At 35.5% G+C, this 14,777-nt stretch carries 11 protein-coding genes, 2 tRNA genes and 2 rRNA genes; 1 reads left to right on the top strand and 14 read right to left on the bottom strand.

Annotated features, from left to right (window positions below; translation table 11 throughout):
* The 4 genes from QWY92_RS02850 to QWY92_RS02835 form a co-directional block, all read right to left on the bottom strand.
* A 23S ribosomal RNA gene (locus QWY92_RS02850) occupies positions 1–709 on the bottom strand; the annotation flags it as partial.
* A 199-nt stretch (positions 710–908) separates the two neighbouring features.
* Positions 909–982 (bottom strand) — tRNA-Ala (locus tag QWY92_RS02845).
* A 102-nt stretch (positions 983–1,084) separates the two neighbouring features.
* Positions 1,085–1,158 (bottom strand) — tRNA-Ile (locus tag QWY92_RS02840).
* An 89-nt stretch (positions 1,159–1,247) separates the two neighbouring features.
* Positions 1,248–2,766: ribosomal RNA gene (locus QWY92_RS02835) — 16S ribosomal RNA — on the bottom strand.
* 825 nt (positions 2,767–3,591) lie between these two features.
* Between QWY92_RS02835 and QWY92_RS02830 the strand changes: the two genes are divergently transcribed.
* Positions 3,592–4,995, top strand: a complete 1,404-nt coding sequence (locus QWY92_RS02830) for an MptA/MptB family glycosyltransferase (RefSeq protein WP_290268413.1) — start codon at positions 3,592–3,594, stop codon at positions 4,993–4,995.
* Positions 4,996–5,019: 24 nt separating this feature from the next.
* Here the strand turns inward: QWY92_RS02830 and QWY92_RS02825 are convergent, their stop codons facing one another.
* The 10 genes from QWY92_RS02825 to QWY92_RS02780 form a co-directional block, all read right to left on the bottom strand.
* Positions 5,020–5,391, bottom strand: coding sequence for a hypothetical protein (locus QWY92_RS02825; RefSeq protein WP_290268412.1), 372 nt, complete (start codon positions 5,389–5,391; stop codon positions 5,020–5,022).
* A gap of 133 nt (positions 5,392–5,524) precedes the next feature.
* On the bottom strand, positions 5,525–5,752 hold the full coding sequence (locus QWY92_RS02820; protein ID WP_290268411.1) for a hypothetical protein: 228 nt from the start codon (positions 5,750–5,752) through the stop codon (positions 5,525–5,527).
* A 28-nt stretch (positions 5,753–5,780) separates the two neighbouring features.
* Complete coding sequence (locus tag QWY92_RS02815; RefSeq protein ID WP_290268410.1) at positions 5,781–6,092, bottom strand: hypothetical protein; 312 nt, start codon at positions 6,090–6,092, stop codon at positions 5,781–5,783.
* A gap of 40 nt (positions 6,093–6,132) precedes the next feature.
* Positions 6,133–7,659, bottom strand: a complete 1,527-nt coding sequence (locus tag QWY92_RS02810) for a bifunctional GNAT family N-acetyltransferase/carbon-nitrogen hydrolase family protein (protein ID WP_290268409.1) — start codon at positions 7,657–7,659, stop codon at positions 6,133–6,135.
* 3 nt (positions 7,660–7,662) lie between these two features.
* Complete coding sequence (locus QWY92_RS02805; RefSeq protein WP_133969035.1) at positions 7,663–8,637, bottom strand: deoxyhypusine synthase family protein; 975 nt, start codon at positions 8,635–8,637, stop codon at positions 7,663–7,665.
* Positions 8,627–9,565, bottom strand: coding sequence for an agmatinase (gene speB / locus QWY92_RS02800; protein WP_290268408.1), 939 nt, complete (start codon positions 9,563–9,565; stop codon positions 8,627–8,629). The genes QWY92_RS02805 and speB overlap by 11 nt, the downstream gene beginning before the upstream one ends.
* The gene (locus QWY92_RS02795) at positions 9,555–10,952 is read right to left on the bottom strand and encodes an arginine decarboxylase (RefSeq protein WP_290268407.1); all 1,398 of its coding nucleotides are present in this window, start codon (positions 10,950–10,952) and stop codon (positions 9,555–9,557) included. The genes speB and QWY92_RS02795 overlap by 11 nt, the downstream gene beginning before the upstream one ends.
* 697 nt (positions 10,953–11,649) lie before the next feature.
* Positions 11,650–12,528: a pseudouridine synthase gene (locus QWY92_RS02790; RefSeq protein ID WP_290268406.1), complete on the bottom strand. Its 879-nt coding sequence runs from the start codon at positions 12,526–12,528 to the stop codon at positions 11,650–11,652.
* A 133-nt stretch (positions 12,529–12,661) separates the two neighbouring features.
* Positions 12,662–13,564: a geranylgeranylglycerol-phosphate geranylgeranyltransferase gene (locus tag QWY92_RS02785; RefSeq protein WP_290268405.1), complete on the bottom strand. Its 903-nt coding sequence runs from the start codon at positions 13,562–13,564 to the stop codon at positions 12,662–12,664.
* A gap of 55 nt (positions 13,565–13,619) precedes the next feature.
* The gene (locus QWY92_RS02780) at positions 13,620–14,549 is read right to left on the bottom strand and encodes a mevalonate kinase family protein (protein WP_290268404.1); all 930 of its coding nucleotides are present in this window, start codon (positions 14,547–14,549) and stop codon (positions 13,620–13,622) included.
* Positions 14,550–14,777: the final 228 nt, after the last annotated feature.

The following is a 14,777-nucleotide window of genomic DNA, read 5'->3' as shown; positions in this document are numbered from 1 at the left end:
CACACGGTTTCGCGTCTACCACACTAACTAAGCGCCTATTTCAGACTCGCTTTCGCTCGGATCCGGACCTGAAGTCCTTAACCTTGCTAGCAACGGTAACTCGTAGGCTCATTATGCAAAAGGCACGCCGTCACAGAATAAATTCCGCTCCGACCGCTTGTAAGCGTATGGTTTCAGGTTCTATTTCACTCCCTTATTCAGGGTTCTTTTCACCTTTCCCTCACGGTACTAGTTCACTATCGGTCTCTCAGGAGTATTTAGCCTTATCGGATGGTCCCGACTGTTTCATACAGGATTACTCGTGTCCCGCACTACTCAGGATACCACTATATCCACACTCTTTACTTATACCGGGCTATCACCGTCTTTGGCTTGTCTTTCCAAACAATTCTAATTCATCATGCTTCTAATGTCGTGGTCCTACAACCCCAGCATTGCCGTAACAATACTGGTTTGGGCTAATCCGCGTTCGCTCGCCACTACTAACGGAATCACTTTTGTTTTCTTCTCCTCCGGGTACTTAGATGTTTCAGTTCTCCGGGTTTGCTTGCATTACTGCATACTATATCTTCAATATAGTGGGTTGCCCCATTCGGATATCTACGGATCAAATCGTGTGTGCCGATCCCCGTAGCTTTTCGCAGCTTATCACGTCCTTCATCGCCTCTGAGAGCCTAGGCATTCCCCATACGCCCTTATTTAGCTTATTGTACTTTTTGCTTTTTTAATGAGTTTCGTTACTATTTGTTACGATATAACAAATAATAACTTAATTAGATATTGTGCGCTCGTGGTGCACAACTCTAATCATACAATTATTATATTTAATTTAGATTATTATCTAATTTAATTTCATGTATCTTGTTTCAATATGTCAATGAACTTTCTGTTATCTTGCGATAACCTTGTGGAGAATATCGGAGTCGAACCGATGACCTCCTGCGTGCAAGGCAGGCGCTCTAGCCAGCTGAGCTAATCCCCCATTTCTTTAAGTTAACAGTCCACAGTCTGCAGTATGCAGTCGCTTGTTGCCGACTTTTTGGTGGATAGTCCTCTTCTAGAATTTCCTTTATTTAGTACTTAGTAGTCTCAGGCAGACTCGAACTGCCGACCTCTACATTATCAGTGTAGCGCTCTAACCAGCTGAGCTATGAGACTCTACTAAATTGTTTGTTTAAATTAACAGCTTTGAGAATAAACTATCTCTCATAATAGTTTTTGATACTTAATTAGTCGTCTTTCTCTAGAAAGGAGGTGTTCCAGCCGCACCTTCCGGTACGGCTACCTTGTTACGACTTAGCCCTAGTTACCGATTTTACCCTAGGCCGCTCCTTACGGTGACGGACTTCAGGCACTCCCAGCTTCCATGGCTTGACGGGCGGTGTGTACAAGGCCCGGGAACGTATTCACCGCATCATGGCTGATATGCGATTACTAGCGATTCCAGCTTCACGGAGTCGAGTTGCAGACTCCGATCCGAACTGTGATAGGGTTTATAGATTCGCTCCTGGTCGCCCAGTGGCTGCTCTCTGTCCCTACCATTGTAGCACGTGTGTAGCCCAGGACGTAAGGGCCGTGATGATTTGACGTCATCCCCACCTTCCTCACAGTTTGCACTGGCAGTCTTGTTAGAGTTCCCGACTTGACTCGCTGGCAACTAACAACAGGGGTTGCGCTCGTTATAGGACTTAACCTGACACCTCACGGCACGAGCTGACGACAACCATGCAGCACCTTGTAAATTGTCCGAAGAAAAGTCTATCTCTAAACCTGTCAATCTACATTTAAGCCCTGGTAAGGTTCCTCGCGTATCATCGAATTAAACCACATGCTCCACCGCTTGTGCGGGCCCCCGTCAATTCCTTTGAGTTTCATTCTTGCGAACGTACTCCCCAGGTGGGATACTTATCACTTTCGCTTAGCCACTCAGAAACAAGTTCCGAACAGCTAGTATCCATCGTTTACGGCGTGGACTACCAGGGTATCTAATCCTGTTCGCTCCCCACGCTTTCGTCCATCAGTGTCAATACATTATTAGTAATCTGCCTTCGCAATTGGTATTCTATGTAATATCTATGCATTTCACCGCTACACTACATATTCTAACTACTTCATAATGATTCAAGATAACCAGTATCAAAGGCAATTTTACAGTTGAGCTGCAAACTTTCACCTCTGACTTAATTATCCACCTACGGACCCTTTAAACCCAATGATTCCGGATAACGCTTGGATCCTCCGTATTACCGCGGCTGCTGGCACGGAGTTAGCCGATCCTTATTCTTACAGTACCGTCAAGTCTCTACTCGTAGAGATGTTTCTTCCTGTATAAAAGCAGTTTACAACCCATAGGGCAGTCATCCTGCACGCGGCATGGCTGGATCAGAGTTGCCTCCATTGTCCAATATTCCTCACTGCTGCCTCCCGTAGGAGTCTGGTCCGTGTCTCAGTACCAGTGTGGGGGATCCCCCTCTCAGGGCCCCTACCTATCGTTGCCATGGTAAGCCGTTACCTTACCATCTAGCTAATAGGACGCATACTCATCTTTTGCCGTAACCTTTAATACAAAAGCCATGAAGCTAATGCATACTATGCAGTATTAATCCAAATTTCTCTGGGCTATCCTGCAGCAAAAGGTAGATTGTATACGCGTTACGCACCCGTGCGCCGGTCGTCATCTGTGCAAGCACAATGTTACCCCTCGACTTGCATGTGTTAGGCCTGCCGCTAGCGTTCATCCTGAGCCAGGATCAAACTCTTCATCGTTAAATTTTTAAGTGTTTCCACTATTACTTTTAACAACTAATTAGAATCTCTAATACTCAAAATGGTCTATTCTCTTTGTTAAATTAATTCGTTTCCAAATTAATCTTACGCTGTCAATTCAATATGTTTATGAACTTTTTTCTCTATCTTTACTAGCAAACTAATTCGCTAAGCGGGTGCAAATATAAAACCCTTTTTTAACTTCCACAATAATTATTTAACTTTTATTTAAAAAAGATTTAAACCCCTTTTTTATAACAATTCAATAATCTTTTTATGAACTTCTCACTAAATTCGTTGCCGTTTTTAGCGGCTGCAAACTTACAACCTTTTCTGAAACTCACCATGCTTTTTAATCCTTTTTTTAAAAGAAATTTATTCCCTTTTAATTTCTGAATTATTTAACCTTGATATGAACGTTACGCTTTGAAGTGTTACCTTTTTTAGCGGGGTGCAAATATAGATACCTTTTTGGTTCTGACAACCTTTTTATTCGTGTTTTTTTTAGATTAAGATCATTTAGTTTTTAATAGACTAAGGGTTAATGGGATGAGGGTTGACTAATATTTGATAATGCTTATAATTGCTGACCTGGATTTCAAAAAACCTCCTCCTATATATAGGACTTGTATTAACTTAAAAAAAACAAACCCGGCGGACTGGCCCGCGTTAGGGATTGAGGCGGCATCCTTTTTTGAGTTTTTTAGCGAAAAAAAGATATAGCGGAAAGCCCGACCCGAAGGGGAACGCCCAAATTTTGATTGTGATGTAAGTATGTGGGTGGATTTATGACTATATCGACTTTGTGTTTAATATCTTTACGTCATGTTTTTGAATTCGGCTTTTTTTAAATTGAACCGAGCGCCTTTGGTGTTGGGGCTTTTGAGTATTGTGCTTTATTGGTTTTTTGCTTATGATTTGGTGCGCACGGAGTATGTGAAATTAGTTGCGCTTTATGTGGCGTTATTCGGGCTGTTTTACAAATTAGTACTCGCTTTAAAGGATAATATTAAGGCTTTAACGTATTTAGCTTTTGGGTTTCGGGCGGTTTTTATTTTATCAATCCCTAATTTATCTCAGGATTTCTATCGTTTTATTTGGGATGGGCGCATGCTATTGGCTGGTTTGAATCCTTATTTATACACACCAGAGCAGTTTATTACTAGGGGCAATTTTCCGGTAGCACAAGCGGAAGCTTTGTATGCCGGTATGGGTCCGCTTAACGGGAGCCATTTTACGAATTATCCACCAATAAATCAGTTTTGCTTCTTTATTGCTGGGATTTTTGCTGGTAAAAGTATTTTAGGATCGGCAATGGTGATGCGTTTATTGATTATTGCAGCAGATTTTGGTACGCTTCACTTTGGAAAAAAATTACTTAAAAAACTCGATTTGCCGGCTTACAACATCTTTTGGTTTATTCTGAATCCGTTTATAATTATTGAACTTACGGGGAATTTACATTTTGAAGGTGTGATGATTTTCTTTTTAATATGGAGTTTGTATTTATTGCATTGCGGAAAATGGCAAATTTCGGCGGTGGTTTTGGCTCTTTCGGTTTCGGTAAAATTGATTCCGTTGATGTTTTTACCACTCGTTTTTCAATGGTTTATAATGAGAAACACAACAAGTACTGCCAATACGAAATCTAATTTCCTCAAAGGTTTACCTAAACTTATTGGTTTTTATGGGATTGTTGGAGCAACTATTTTACTGCTTTTCGCTCCTTTTTATTCCGATCAGTTTATTAGTAACTATGCGAAAACGGTTGGGCTTTGGTTTCAGAATTTTGAATTTAACGGCAGTTTGTATTATATACTTCGGGAAATTGGTTATACGTTTAGAGGTTATAACGAGATTGCTATTATTGGTAAAATAACGCCTGTTTTGGTGATTCTGTTTATTTTAGCAATCACCTTTTTTAGAAAAAACAGAACTACTATAGAATTAATTTCGGCCATGTTATTGGCTTTATCATTTTACTATTTTACTACTACAACCGTACATCCTTGGTATGTGGCAACACTTTTAATTTTGAGTGTGTTTACAAAATATAAGTTTCCGTTGGTTTGGAGTTTTGTAATTATACTAAGTTATTTGGCTTATGTAAATGTAGACAAAGCTGACAAATCGGAAAATCTATGGGTTATTACTCTGGAATATGCCGTGGTTTACACCGTGTTTTTCTGGGAAATTGCTACAAAAAAAGCTTCCAAATTGGAAGCTTAGTTTTATGTTTTGAGAATTTACGGTTTATAAAGCCTCTAATTTTATTATGGTATTCACATCGATGTCATACTTTGTACCCTCGTCATCAATTTCTGTTTCCGCACTTACTTTATAAGTTATTTTAAACTTTTTATTAATTAAATCTTCTGAATCTAATTTGAAAGTATCTAAAACCGATTGCTCTACTCTTTCAAAAGTTAAAGTGATTTCTACTCCTTCAGAATCTAAGACTATGAAATTATAACCATAATCTTCATGCCCATCGTAAGTTCCTTTTACTACAAGCTCATCTTGACTTTTAATTTCTATAGCATTTACGTTTTCTGTTTTGAAACTAGAAAACATAATAACCGACATCACTAATACACTTGAAAGCACTAAAAATTTTGTTTTCATTTTTGATAAAATTTAAAAATTAATTTGAAAAAATTATCGGAAACGGGTCTACCATACAAGTCCGAATTACTTAAAGTGATTTTAGCTTAAAACCACTAGTAGTGAACGTACAAAATGCTATGCTTGCGGTTTTCTAAATTGAAATTAGTTTTAAACTCTGGACACGATAAATATGATCTTCTCCATCAGAATCTTCAACAAATGTGATGTTGAATTCTTGATCGACCAAGTCCTTATCGTTTTTTAAGTCGAATTGCTTTAAAACGCGAGGATGTACTTCTTCAAAAGCTAATTCCTCGCCATTTTCAAACCAAAAATTAAAATAACCGTTTTTGAAAGATTTAAAAACAGCAGTTCTCATAATATAATAGTTTTATTTATTGATTTTTCTAATCCTCATCATCTTCCATATCTGGTTCTTGTACCGCTTCTGGATCATTATCATCAAAATCTTCATAATCATCTTCATCGTAATTCTCCATAGTTACCTCTAACTTGGTACTCACTTTTACTAAATACTTAGTATCTTCAGTAGTCACTTCTACAGCTTCAATGAGTTCATTATTTACATTTTTGAATGAAATAATATGATCATCATCATAACCGTCTGGATATTTAGCGACTAATAATGCTAAAATTTCTGGCGTTAATTTTTTAAAATCAACGATAACACGTTTTAAATTATCATTTCTATTTTTCATTTTTCTTGTGCGAAAGGAATTAATTACAAGTTAAATATACTTATTTTACACGAATAACATCGTAAAAATCTTTACGTCTGTCTTTTAAATTTTTAACTGCTCCAAAAGAGTGCAATTCTCTTAATAAGCTTAAATCGACATCGGCAACCAAAATCATTTCTGTATTTGTTGTTGCTTCGGCTTTGATACCGTTGCTTGGAAATGAAAAATCGCACGGTGTAAATACGGCAGATTGCGCATATTGGATGTCCATATTATTAACGTTTGGTAAATTACCAACGCTTCCTGAAATGGCCACATAACATTCGTTTTCTACAGCACGGGCTTGAGCGCATAATCGTACACGCGAATATCCGTTTTGTGTATCTGTTAAAAATGGAATAAATAAAATATCCATACCTTCATCAGACAATAAACGTGATAATTCCGGAAATTCAGAATCGTAACATATTAAAACTCCTATTTTTCCACAGTCGGTTTCAAAAGTTTTTAGTTTATTTCCGCGTTGCATACCCCATACTTTAGCTTCGTCTGGCGTTACATGAATTTTTTCGTAACGTTCAAAACTTCCGTCACGTCTACATAAATAGCCTACATTATACAATTTATCATCTACCAACTCTGGCATACTGCCCGAAATGATATTGATGTTGTACGAAATAGATAACTGTTTCAACCTATTTACAATAGTTTCGGTAAATTTAGCTAGCTCTCTAATAGCATCAGGCTCGTGTAAATGATTGAATTTGGCCATAAGTGGCGCATTAAAAAATTCAGGAAACACGGCGAAATCTGATCGATATGCAGAAACGCTATCAATAAAATATTCTACCTGTTGCATTAAATCTTCCAAACCAGCATACGGGCGCATTTGCCATTGTATTAAACCTAAACGCACAACAGTTTTTACACTGCTCGCTTTTTTATTTGGTTTGGTATAATTGATATTATCCCATTCCATTAAAACGGCATATTCGCTCGAAGCGGTATCACCAGCTAAGTAATTTTTTAAAACGCGAACCGGATGAAAATCGTTAGATATTTGAAAATTTAAAACCGGATCGTGAATTTCTTTCCGTTTTACTTTTTCAATATATTCTTTAGGTGTGAGTTCTTTATGCTTATGATAGTTTGGCATACGCCCACCAAAAACAATACTTTTTAAATTTAAGTTTTCGCAAACCTCTTTTCTATAATCATAAAGTCGTCTACCTAATCGTAAACCTCTATATTCTGGTTTTATAAACACATCGATACCATAAAGCACATCACCGTCTTGGTCGTGATTTTTAAATGATTCGCCAGAAATGATATCATTATATGTATGGTCGTCGTCAATTTTATCGTAATCTACAATAAGCGACAAAGCACAACCCGCTAGATTTCCATCAATTTTAATAACCACCTGTCCTTCTGGGAACATGGTGGTTAATTTTTGAATGTGATCTTTTTTCCAATATGAATCGAGCACACCGCCATAAGACTCTAACGTTGCTGCTTTTAATTCCTCAAAATCATCAACGGTTAAGTACTTTAATTCTATATTTTCAATTTTTTTTGAGTCCATGATTTATTGACCTAATAAATAAGCAAAGATTAATGGAGCAACAATAGTTGCATCACTTTCAATAATGAATTTTGGTGTATTAATATCTAATTTACCCCAAGTGATTTTCTCGTTTGGTACTGCGCCAGAATACGAACCATAACTGGTTGTTGAGTCGCTAATTTGACAAAAATAACTCCAGAATGGCGTATCAGTACGTTCCATATCTTGGTATAACATAGGCACTACACATATTGGGAAATCTCCCGCAATACCACCTCCAATTTGGAAGAAGCCAATACCTTTAGATGAATTATCGGTGTACCAATCGGCTAAAAACGTCATGTATTCAATACCTGATTTTACAGTACTAGCTTTCAGCTCGCCTTTTAAAACGTAGCTTGCAAATATATTCCCCATAGTACTATCTTCCCAACCTGGACAAACAATAGGTAGGTTTTTTTCCGCTGCAGCGTACATCCAAGAATCTTTTAAATCAATCTCGTAATATTCTTCTAAAACACCAGAAAGTAACATTTTGTACATATACTCATGAGGTAAAAAACGTTCGCCATTAGCTTCGGCATCTTTCCAAATTTTAACAATATGCTCTTGTAATCTTCTAAAAGCTTCTTCTTCAGGAATACAAGTATCAGTTACGCGGTTTAACCCTTTTTCTAACAAAGCCCACTCATCCTCCGGTGTTAAATCACGGTAGTTTGGCACACGTTTGTAATGAGAATGCGCTACCAAATTCATGATATCTTCTTCTAAATTAGCACCTGTACATGAGATGATTTGTACTTTATCTTGACGAATCATTTCAGCAAAACTTTTACCTAATTCAGCAGTACTCATAGCCCCCGCTAAAGACACCAACATTTTAGCACCAGAATTTAACTGAGCTTCGTAACCCTTTGCAGCATCGACTAAAGCAGCAGCGTTAAAGTGTAAGTAATGTTTTTCTATAAATTGCGAAATTGGTCCTTTAGTACTCATCGTCATCAGTGAATTTAGAAGCGTTATTTTTTTGTTTTGAATTATCGTAAGCGTTATCGTAATCTTCGTCTACCGACGCATCCATAAATTTATAGCTCAACATTTTATAATATAATTTTGCGGCTAAAAAATCGGATGATTTCTCTTTTTTATTTGGGCAAAGTTCAACAATATCGAAACCTACCACATTTTTCTCTTGAAAAACCTGTTTTAAAAAATCTAAAGTTTCGTACCATAATAAACCGCCTGGTTCCGGTGTTCCTGTGCTTGGCATAATTGAAGGATCAAAAGCATCCAAATCGAAAGTGATAAATACATTATCCGTCATTTGATCGATTGCTGAATCCATCCAAGTATCATCCACTGCCATATCGTGAGCAAAATACGTTTTATCTTCGTCCATTACGGTTTTTTCCATAACATCCATAGAGCGAATTCCAACTTGAATTAAGTTGGTTGTTTGGCTCGCTTCGTAAACTGCACAAGCATGGTTGCATGTTGAACCGTCGTATTCTTTACGTAAATCGGCATGTGCATCAATATGCAAAACCGTTAAACTCGGGTACATTTCGTTAAAAGCACGAATGGTTCCAATAGAAATAGAATGCTCGCCACCAAAAACTGTTACAAATTTATTTTTCTTGATATATTTTTTAGTCGCTTTATGCACAGCTTCCACCATGGCTTCTGGCGAATCATTTTCAGTAACTGCATCAGCTAAATAAACCCCTTGTCTATAAACTTCCGTTCCGGTTTCTATATCGTAAAGCTCCATATTTTCCGATGCATCTAAAAATGCTTTCGGACCTTTATCTGCTCCTTTTTGCCAAGTGCTTGTACCATCATAAGGTACGGGAATTAAAACAATTTTTGCAGTTTCTTTTTTTGCAAACTCTTCTCCAATTCCAGCGTAGGTATTATTGCTCATAACCTAAAATTTTAAGTAAGTCTTCACTTTTTTGTTGTTCACTAAATATTTTCTTTGTGATGTTTCCATCTTCATCCCTATCAATCAAAATATGTTTTGGTGACGGAATTAAACAGTGCTGCAAACCTCCAAAGCCTCCAATGGTTTCTTGATAAGCGCCTGTGTTAAAAAATCCAATATATAAAGGTTTCTCTTTATTGTATTTTGGCAAATAAATAGCGTTCATGTGTTGTTCACTATTATAATAATCATCACTATCGCAAGTTAATCCGCCCAATAAAACACGCTCGTAACTATCGTTCCAACGGTTTAAAGGCAACATCACAAAGCGTTTGTTAATAGCCCAAGTATCTGGTAAAGTTGTAATGAATGATGAGTTTATCATATTCCATTTTTCACGATCGTTTTGTTGTTTTTGGTATAACACTTCGTAAACCGCACCACCACTTTCTCCAACAGTAAAGCTTCCAAATTCAGTAAAAATATTAGGAACATCTACACCTTCCTCATCGCAAACAATTTTAATTTGGTTTACAATTTCTTCAACCATATAAGCGTAATCGTAATCAAAAACTAAGGAGTTTTTAATTGGAAAACCGCCACCAATATTCAAACTATCTAAGGTTGGGCAAATCTTTTTCAAATTTGTGTAAACGCGTAAACATTTTGTAAGCTCGTTCCAGTAATAAGCGTTATCGCGAATACCAGTATTTATAAAAAAGTGAAGCATTTTTAAATTCACCTTTTTGTTATTCTGAATTTGATCTTTGTAAAAAGGTACAATATTTTTGTAACCAATACCTAAACGCGAGGTATAAAACTCAAATTTTGGTTCTTCTTCCGAAGCAATTCTAATACCTACATTAAAATCTCCTTCAATTTCATTAGAAAGCAATTCAATTTCTTCGTAATTATCAATAATTGGAATGGCATTTTTATGACCATTATTTATCAATCGAGCAATATTTGTAACATATTGCGCACGTTTAAAACCGTTGCTAATTACATAAGTATCATCAGTAATTTTGCCTTCCTTCTTCAGGTTTTCAACAATATCAATATCAAAAGCCGACGAGGTTTCAATATGGATATCATTTTTCAAAGCCTCATTTAAAACATGTTTAAAATGCGAGCTTTTTGTACAATAGCAATAATTGTAATTGCCCTTGTAATCGGTTTTTTCAATTGCATCGGCAAACCATTTTTTTGCACGATTAATATTGTTCGAAATCTGCGGTAAATAAGTAAATTTTAACGGTGCGCCGTAAGTTTCAACCAACTCCATAAGGTCTACCCCGTGAAATTGTAATGTTTTATTTTCTAATGTAAATTCTTCTTGTGGGAAATCGTATGTCTGATTTATTAAATCAATATATTTAGTATTCAATGTGTTATGGTTTTATTTAAGTTAAAGATATAAATTGTAGATTAACTACACGTTAAGTCAATAAAAAATAAAATCAAATTTGAATTTCCCGTTCAGTAGTAGGCACAAAACCGTATTTATACTGGATAGCATATATGGCAGATACGGAAGTTAGCTTTAAAATTCGGTCGCTTAATCGGTAAGCAGCTTTTGAATATGACTTCCTAATTTTCAAAAGCCCGAACACAGAAACATAGTTCAAGTTGTTCAGCTAATATTTTGCAAATGAAATACAAAAAATTGAATTACAAGCTTTTTTGTGTTTTTTTTTGAAATATTTTTTTAGGTGCGTTACCACAAGGGTCGGGCTATCACTACTCGCTTTTTTGTGTTGCATAAGCGCAACAACACAAAAAGAGCTCAAACAGGCCGTTCTATCCCTAACGCGGGCATATCCGCAAAGCATATTTCACACCATAAAACGGTATAATTTACAACCAAAACCTATTAAAAAAATCAAAAACACACGGCTTTATTATCCCGATAAAATGCAAGATTTCATCATCAAAAAAAAAGAAATCTCTATAAAAAATCGTGCACGATACCTCCTAACGACGACATCACAAAAAAATTCACGATACACCCTAAACCAAATCGAGTGTTATATCTTCTCACGAAAACATAACACTCGATTTTTAAATTTATTTAACTTTAATACTTAAAGCATTTTTAAAGTATTCAATTCTTGCTCTGTTAAATGTTTCCAGCTACCACGAGGAATATCTTTTTTTGTTAAATGTCCAATAGCAACACAATCCAACGTTACAATCTCGTACTTAATATACTCGAAAATACTACGGATAATGGTATTTCCTGTATTCTTAATTTTTAACCCAATTTCTTTTTTCGAAGCACCATCGATATAACTAATTTCTTCAACCGTTATTTGTTTGCCTTCAATTTTAAACCCAGCCTGAATCTTTTTTAAATCTTCAAGTTTCAAATTTTTATCCAACTCAATATGAAATAAACGCGGTACACCATGCTTAGAATTGGTGAATTTTGCCATAACCGTTTCATCATTCGTGAATAAAATTAAACCCTTAGAATTTCTTCCTAAACGTCCAATCGGTTTTATACGCGATGTTGTTGCATTGGCAACTAAATCCATTACTGTACGGCCTTTACCTTCGCTAGTAGTTGTAGCAAACCCCTTAGGTTTGTTAAGTAACACGTACGCTTTTTTCTCTGGATTAATACGTGCACCATCATAACGCACCTCATCTTCTATTTTCACTTTGTACCCCATTTCGGTAACTACTTTACCGTTAACAGTTACTAAACCAATAGCAATATGATCATCAGCCTCACGACGTGAACATATACCAGAATTTGCGATATATTTATTCAGTCTAATCTCATCCGGATTACTCGCTTTTTTAGGTGCAGGATTTCCTTTTTTAATAGGTGCATTACCTCTAGAAAAACTTTTACTTTTTCCGCCATCGCCTCCTCTAGCTACTCCTTTTTTAACGTCGCTCTTTTGCCCTCTTCCCGATGGTTTTCCTTTTCCGCTAGTTCCTTGATGTCTGTTCATGACTTATAATTTTCTGCAAAGATATATTTAAAATTATGATTGGCGATTTAAGTTTCCCTTTTTGTTTTTCTGAAAACACGAATACTCACTCCTTAATTGAATAAAAAGTATAATATCAAGCTATTTCACACCCTTAAATCCTGTTTAAAACCACACTCACCTTAATAAGTACGATACTAAAGGCTCCAACCACAATTATGAATTTTAAGATGTTATGAAGTATTAAATAATGCGTTTTTGTATTCGATTTCCATAATATAACCATAAAAACCAATAACAAAACAACACATAAATAGAAATACAGATACATATAACCTATATCGAAACGCGAGAGGAGTAAACTAATAGGTACCCCCGTTAAAACTGCCAAAATAGTTAACATGCCTTTGGAAGCCTTTTCTCCGTATACAATTGGGATGGTTTTATAATTTTGAGCTAAATCGCCCTTTATATTCTCCAAATCTTTAGTGAGTTCGCGCATAGACATCATTAAAAACAAGAAAATGGCGTGTACAAAAATAACATGTTCGAAATTTTTGTAATACATAAATATAGCAAAAAACGGTGTTAGCGTTAAAATGGCAGACACTAAATTACCAATAAAAAGTATTTTTTTGAGCTTATGAGAGTAAAACCAAATACCAAAAATATAGGCAGAGAAAAAGATTACCGCTCGAAACGATACATAACTTGCCATAACAACAGCTGCAAAATTAAGTACAAAATAGAACGACAGTTTGGTGTTTTGACTGACTAATTTATCCAGCTTTGATTTTATGGGCCGATTGATTAAATCTTTTTCCGAATCGTAAAAATTATTAATAATATAACCGCCTGCAATAGTAGCCGAAGAAGCCAAAACAAGCATAAATAAGTTGATATCGAAAACTACATCCTTCAACGCCATATCGTGCGCCAAAATAAAAATAGCTGTTAAATATTGAGCAATAACGACTACAAGAATATTGTAACCACGCACCACCGAAAACATACTAAAAAACTTAAGAAGAATGTGTTTTTGTTTTCTCGATAGCATAAAAAAATGTGCTTTTTGAAAAAATCCTGAAAGTCTTCAGAATAGAAAAAATGATTTAGAAATTATAAACAACTTCTAATTTATATTCTGAAAGCGCTTGTTTTGCTTTATTTATATCTTCAGTAAAACCAAGAATATAACCACCACCACCAGAACCACAAAGTTTTAGGTAATAATCGTTAGTATCGATACCATTTTTCCAAAGTTCATGAAACTGTTGTGGAATCATTGGTTTAAAATGACTTAAAACAACTTTCGACAAACTTTTCGTGTTTCTAAATAAAGATTTTACATCGCCTTTTAAAAAATCGTCAACACAAGCATCGGTATGTTTTATAAACTGATTTTTCAACATACTACGAAACCCTTCTTGTTTCATGTTTTCCATAAACAAACTCACCATTGGTGCAGTCTCGCCAATAATACCACTATCAATTAAAAAGACAGCGCCTTTTCCATCGCTCTGTTGCGCCGGAATGCCTGTAGCTTCTATATTATCTTTAGAATTGATAAGAATTGGAATACTTAAATAACTATTTAAAGGATCTAAACCAGACGATTTCCCATGGAAAAAAGATTCCATTTCAGAAAAAATCGTTTTTAATTTAAGTAATTTTTCGCGTGTTAAATTTTCTAAAACCGTAATTTTATCTTCAGCATATTTATCATAAATAGCCGCAACCAAAGCGCCGCTACTTCCTACGCCGTAACCTTGCGGTATAGACGAATCAAAATACATACCTGCATCAACATGTGCTTTCATTAAATCAACATCGAAAACCACCAATTCCCGATTAATATTTTCTAAATACCCTACAAAACGTTTTAAACTGGCATTAGAAGCAATCGCTATTTCCGATGGATTTTCATCTGTTTTTAATGCGCCGTTATAAAAACTATATGGAATAGACAAACCTTTGGAATCTTTGATAATTCCATACTCTCCAAAGAGTAATATTTTTGAATAAAATAAAGGTCCTTTCATAATAGCTTATTAGTTTTAAAAGTAAAACATGGCACATTGTTGTATTATTAAGACACAACATTTATAACACGTCACCTTTTAAATTGATTAGGGTTTAAATATTACAAATTCATTTTTTACTGTATGCCAGCTTATTACGTGAATTTACAATATTTAATGCAAAATTAACACTTTTATTTTTAATACTGATTTTTTGATTTGAATTTAGATATAGAAACATGATATATT

The organism is Algibacter miyuki (assembly GCF_030409805.1).
Classification (GTDB): domain Bacteria; phylum Bacteroidota; class Bacteroidia; order Flavobacteriales; family Flavobacteriaceae; genus Algibacter; species Algibacter miyuki.
The sequence above is the reverse complement of the archived record's forward strand: the minus strand, read 5'-3'. Positions and strand labels throughout refer to the sequence as shown.

Excerpts from the sequence above, each read along its gene's own strand:
- QWY92_RS02830 (WP_290268413.1), top strand. The coding sequence starts at position 3,592 with ATGTTTTTGAATTCGGCTTTTTTTAAATTGAACCGAGCGCCTTTGGTG.
- QWY92_RS02825 (WP_290268412.1), bottom strand. The coding sequence starts at position 5,391 with ATGAAAACAAAATTTTTAGTGCTTTCAAGTGTATTAGTGATGTCGGTT.
- QWY92_RS02820 (WP_290268411.1), bottom strand. The coding sequence starts at position 5,752 with ATGAGAACTGCTGTTTTTAAATCTTTCAAAAACGGTTATTTTAATTTT.
- QWY92_RS02815 (WP_290268410.1), bottom strand. The coding sequence starts at position 6,092 with ATGAAAAATAGAAATGATAATTTAAAACGTGTTATCGTTGATTTTAAA.
- QWY92_RS02810 (WP_290268409.1), bottom strand. The coding sequence starts at position 7,659 with ATGGACTCAAAAAAAATTGAAAATATAGAATTAAAGTACTTAACCGTT.
- QWY92_RS02805 (WP_133969035.1), bottom strand. The coding sequence starts at position 8,637 with ATGAGTACTAAAGGACCAATTTCGCAATTTATAGAAAAACATTACTTA.
- speB (WP_290268408.1), bottom strand. The coding sequence starts at position 9,565 with ATGAGCAATAATACCTACGCTGGAATTGGAGAAGAGTTTGCAAAAAAA.
- QWY92_RS02790 (WP_290268406.1), bottom strand. The coding sequence starts at position 12,528 with ATGAACAGACATCAAGGAACTAGCGGAAAAGGAAAACCATCGGGAAGA.
- QWY92_RS02785 (WP_290268405.1), bottom strand. The coding sequence starts at position 13,564 with ATGCTATCGAGAAAACAAAAACACATTCTTCTTAAGTTTTTTAGTATG.
- QWY92_RS02780 (WP_290268404.1), bottom strand. The coding sequence starts at position 14,549 with ATGAAAGGACCTTTATTTTATTCAAAAATATTACTCTTTGGAGAGTAT.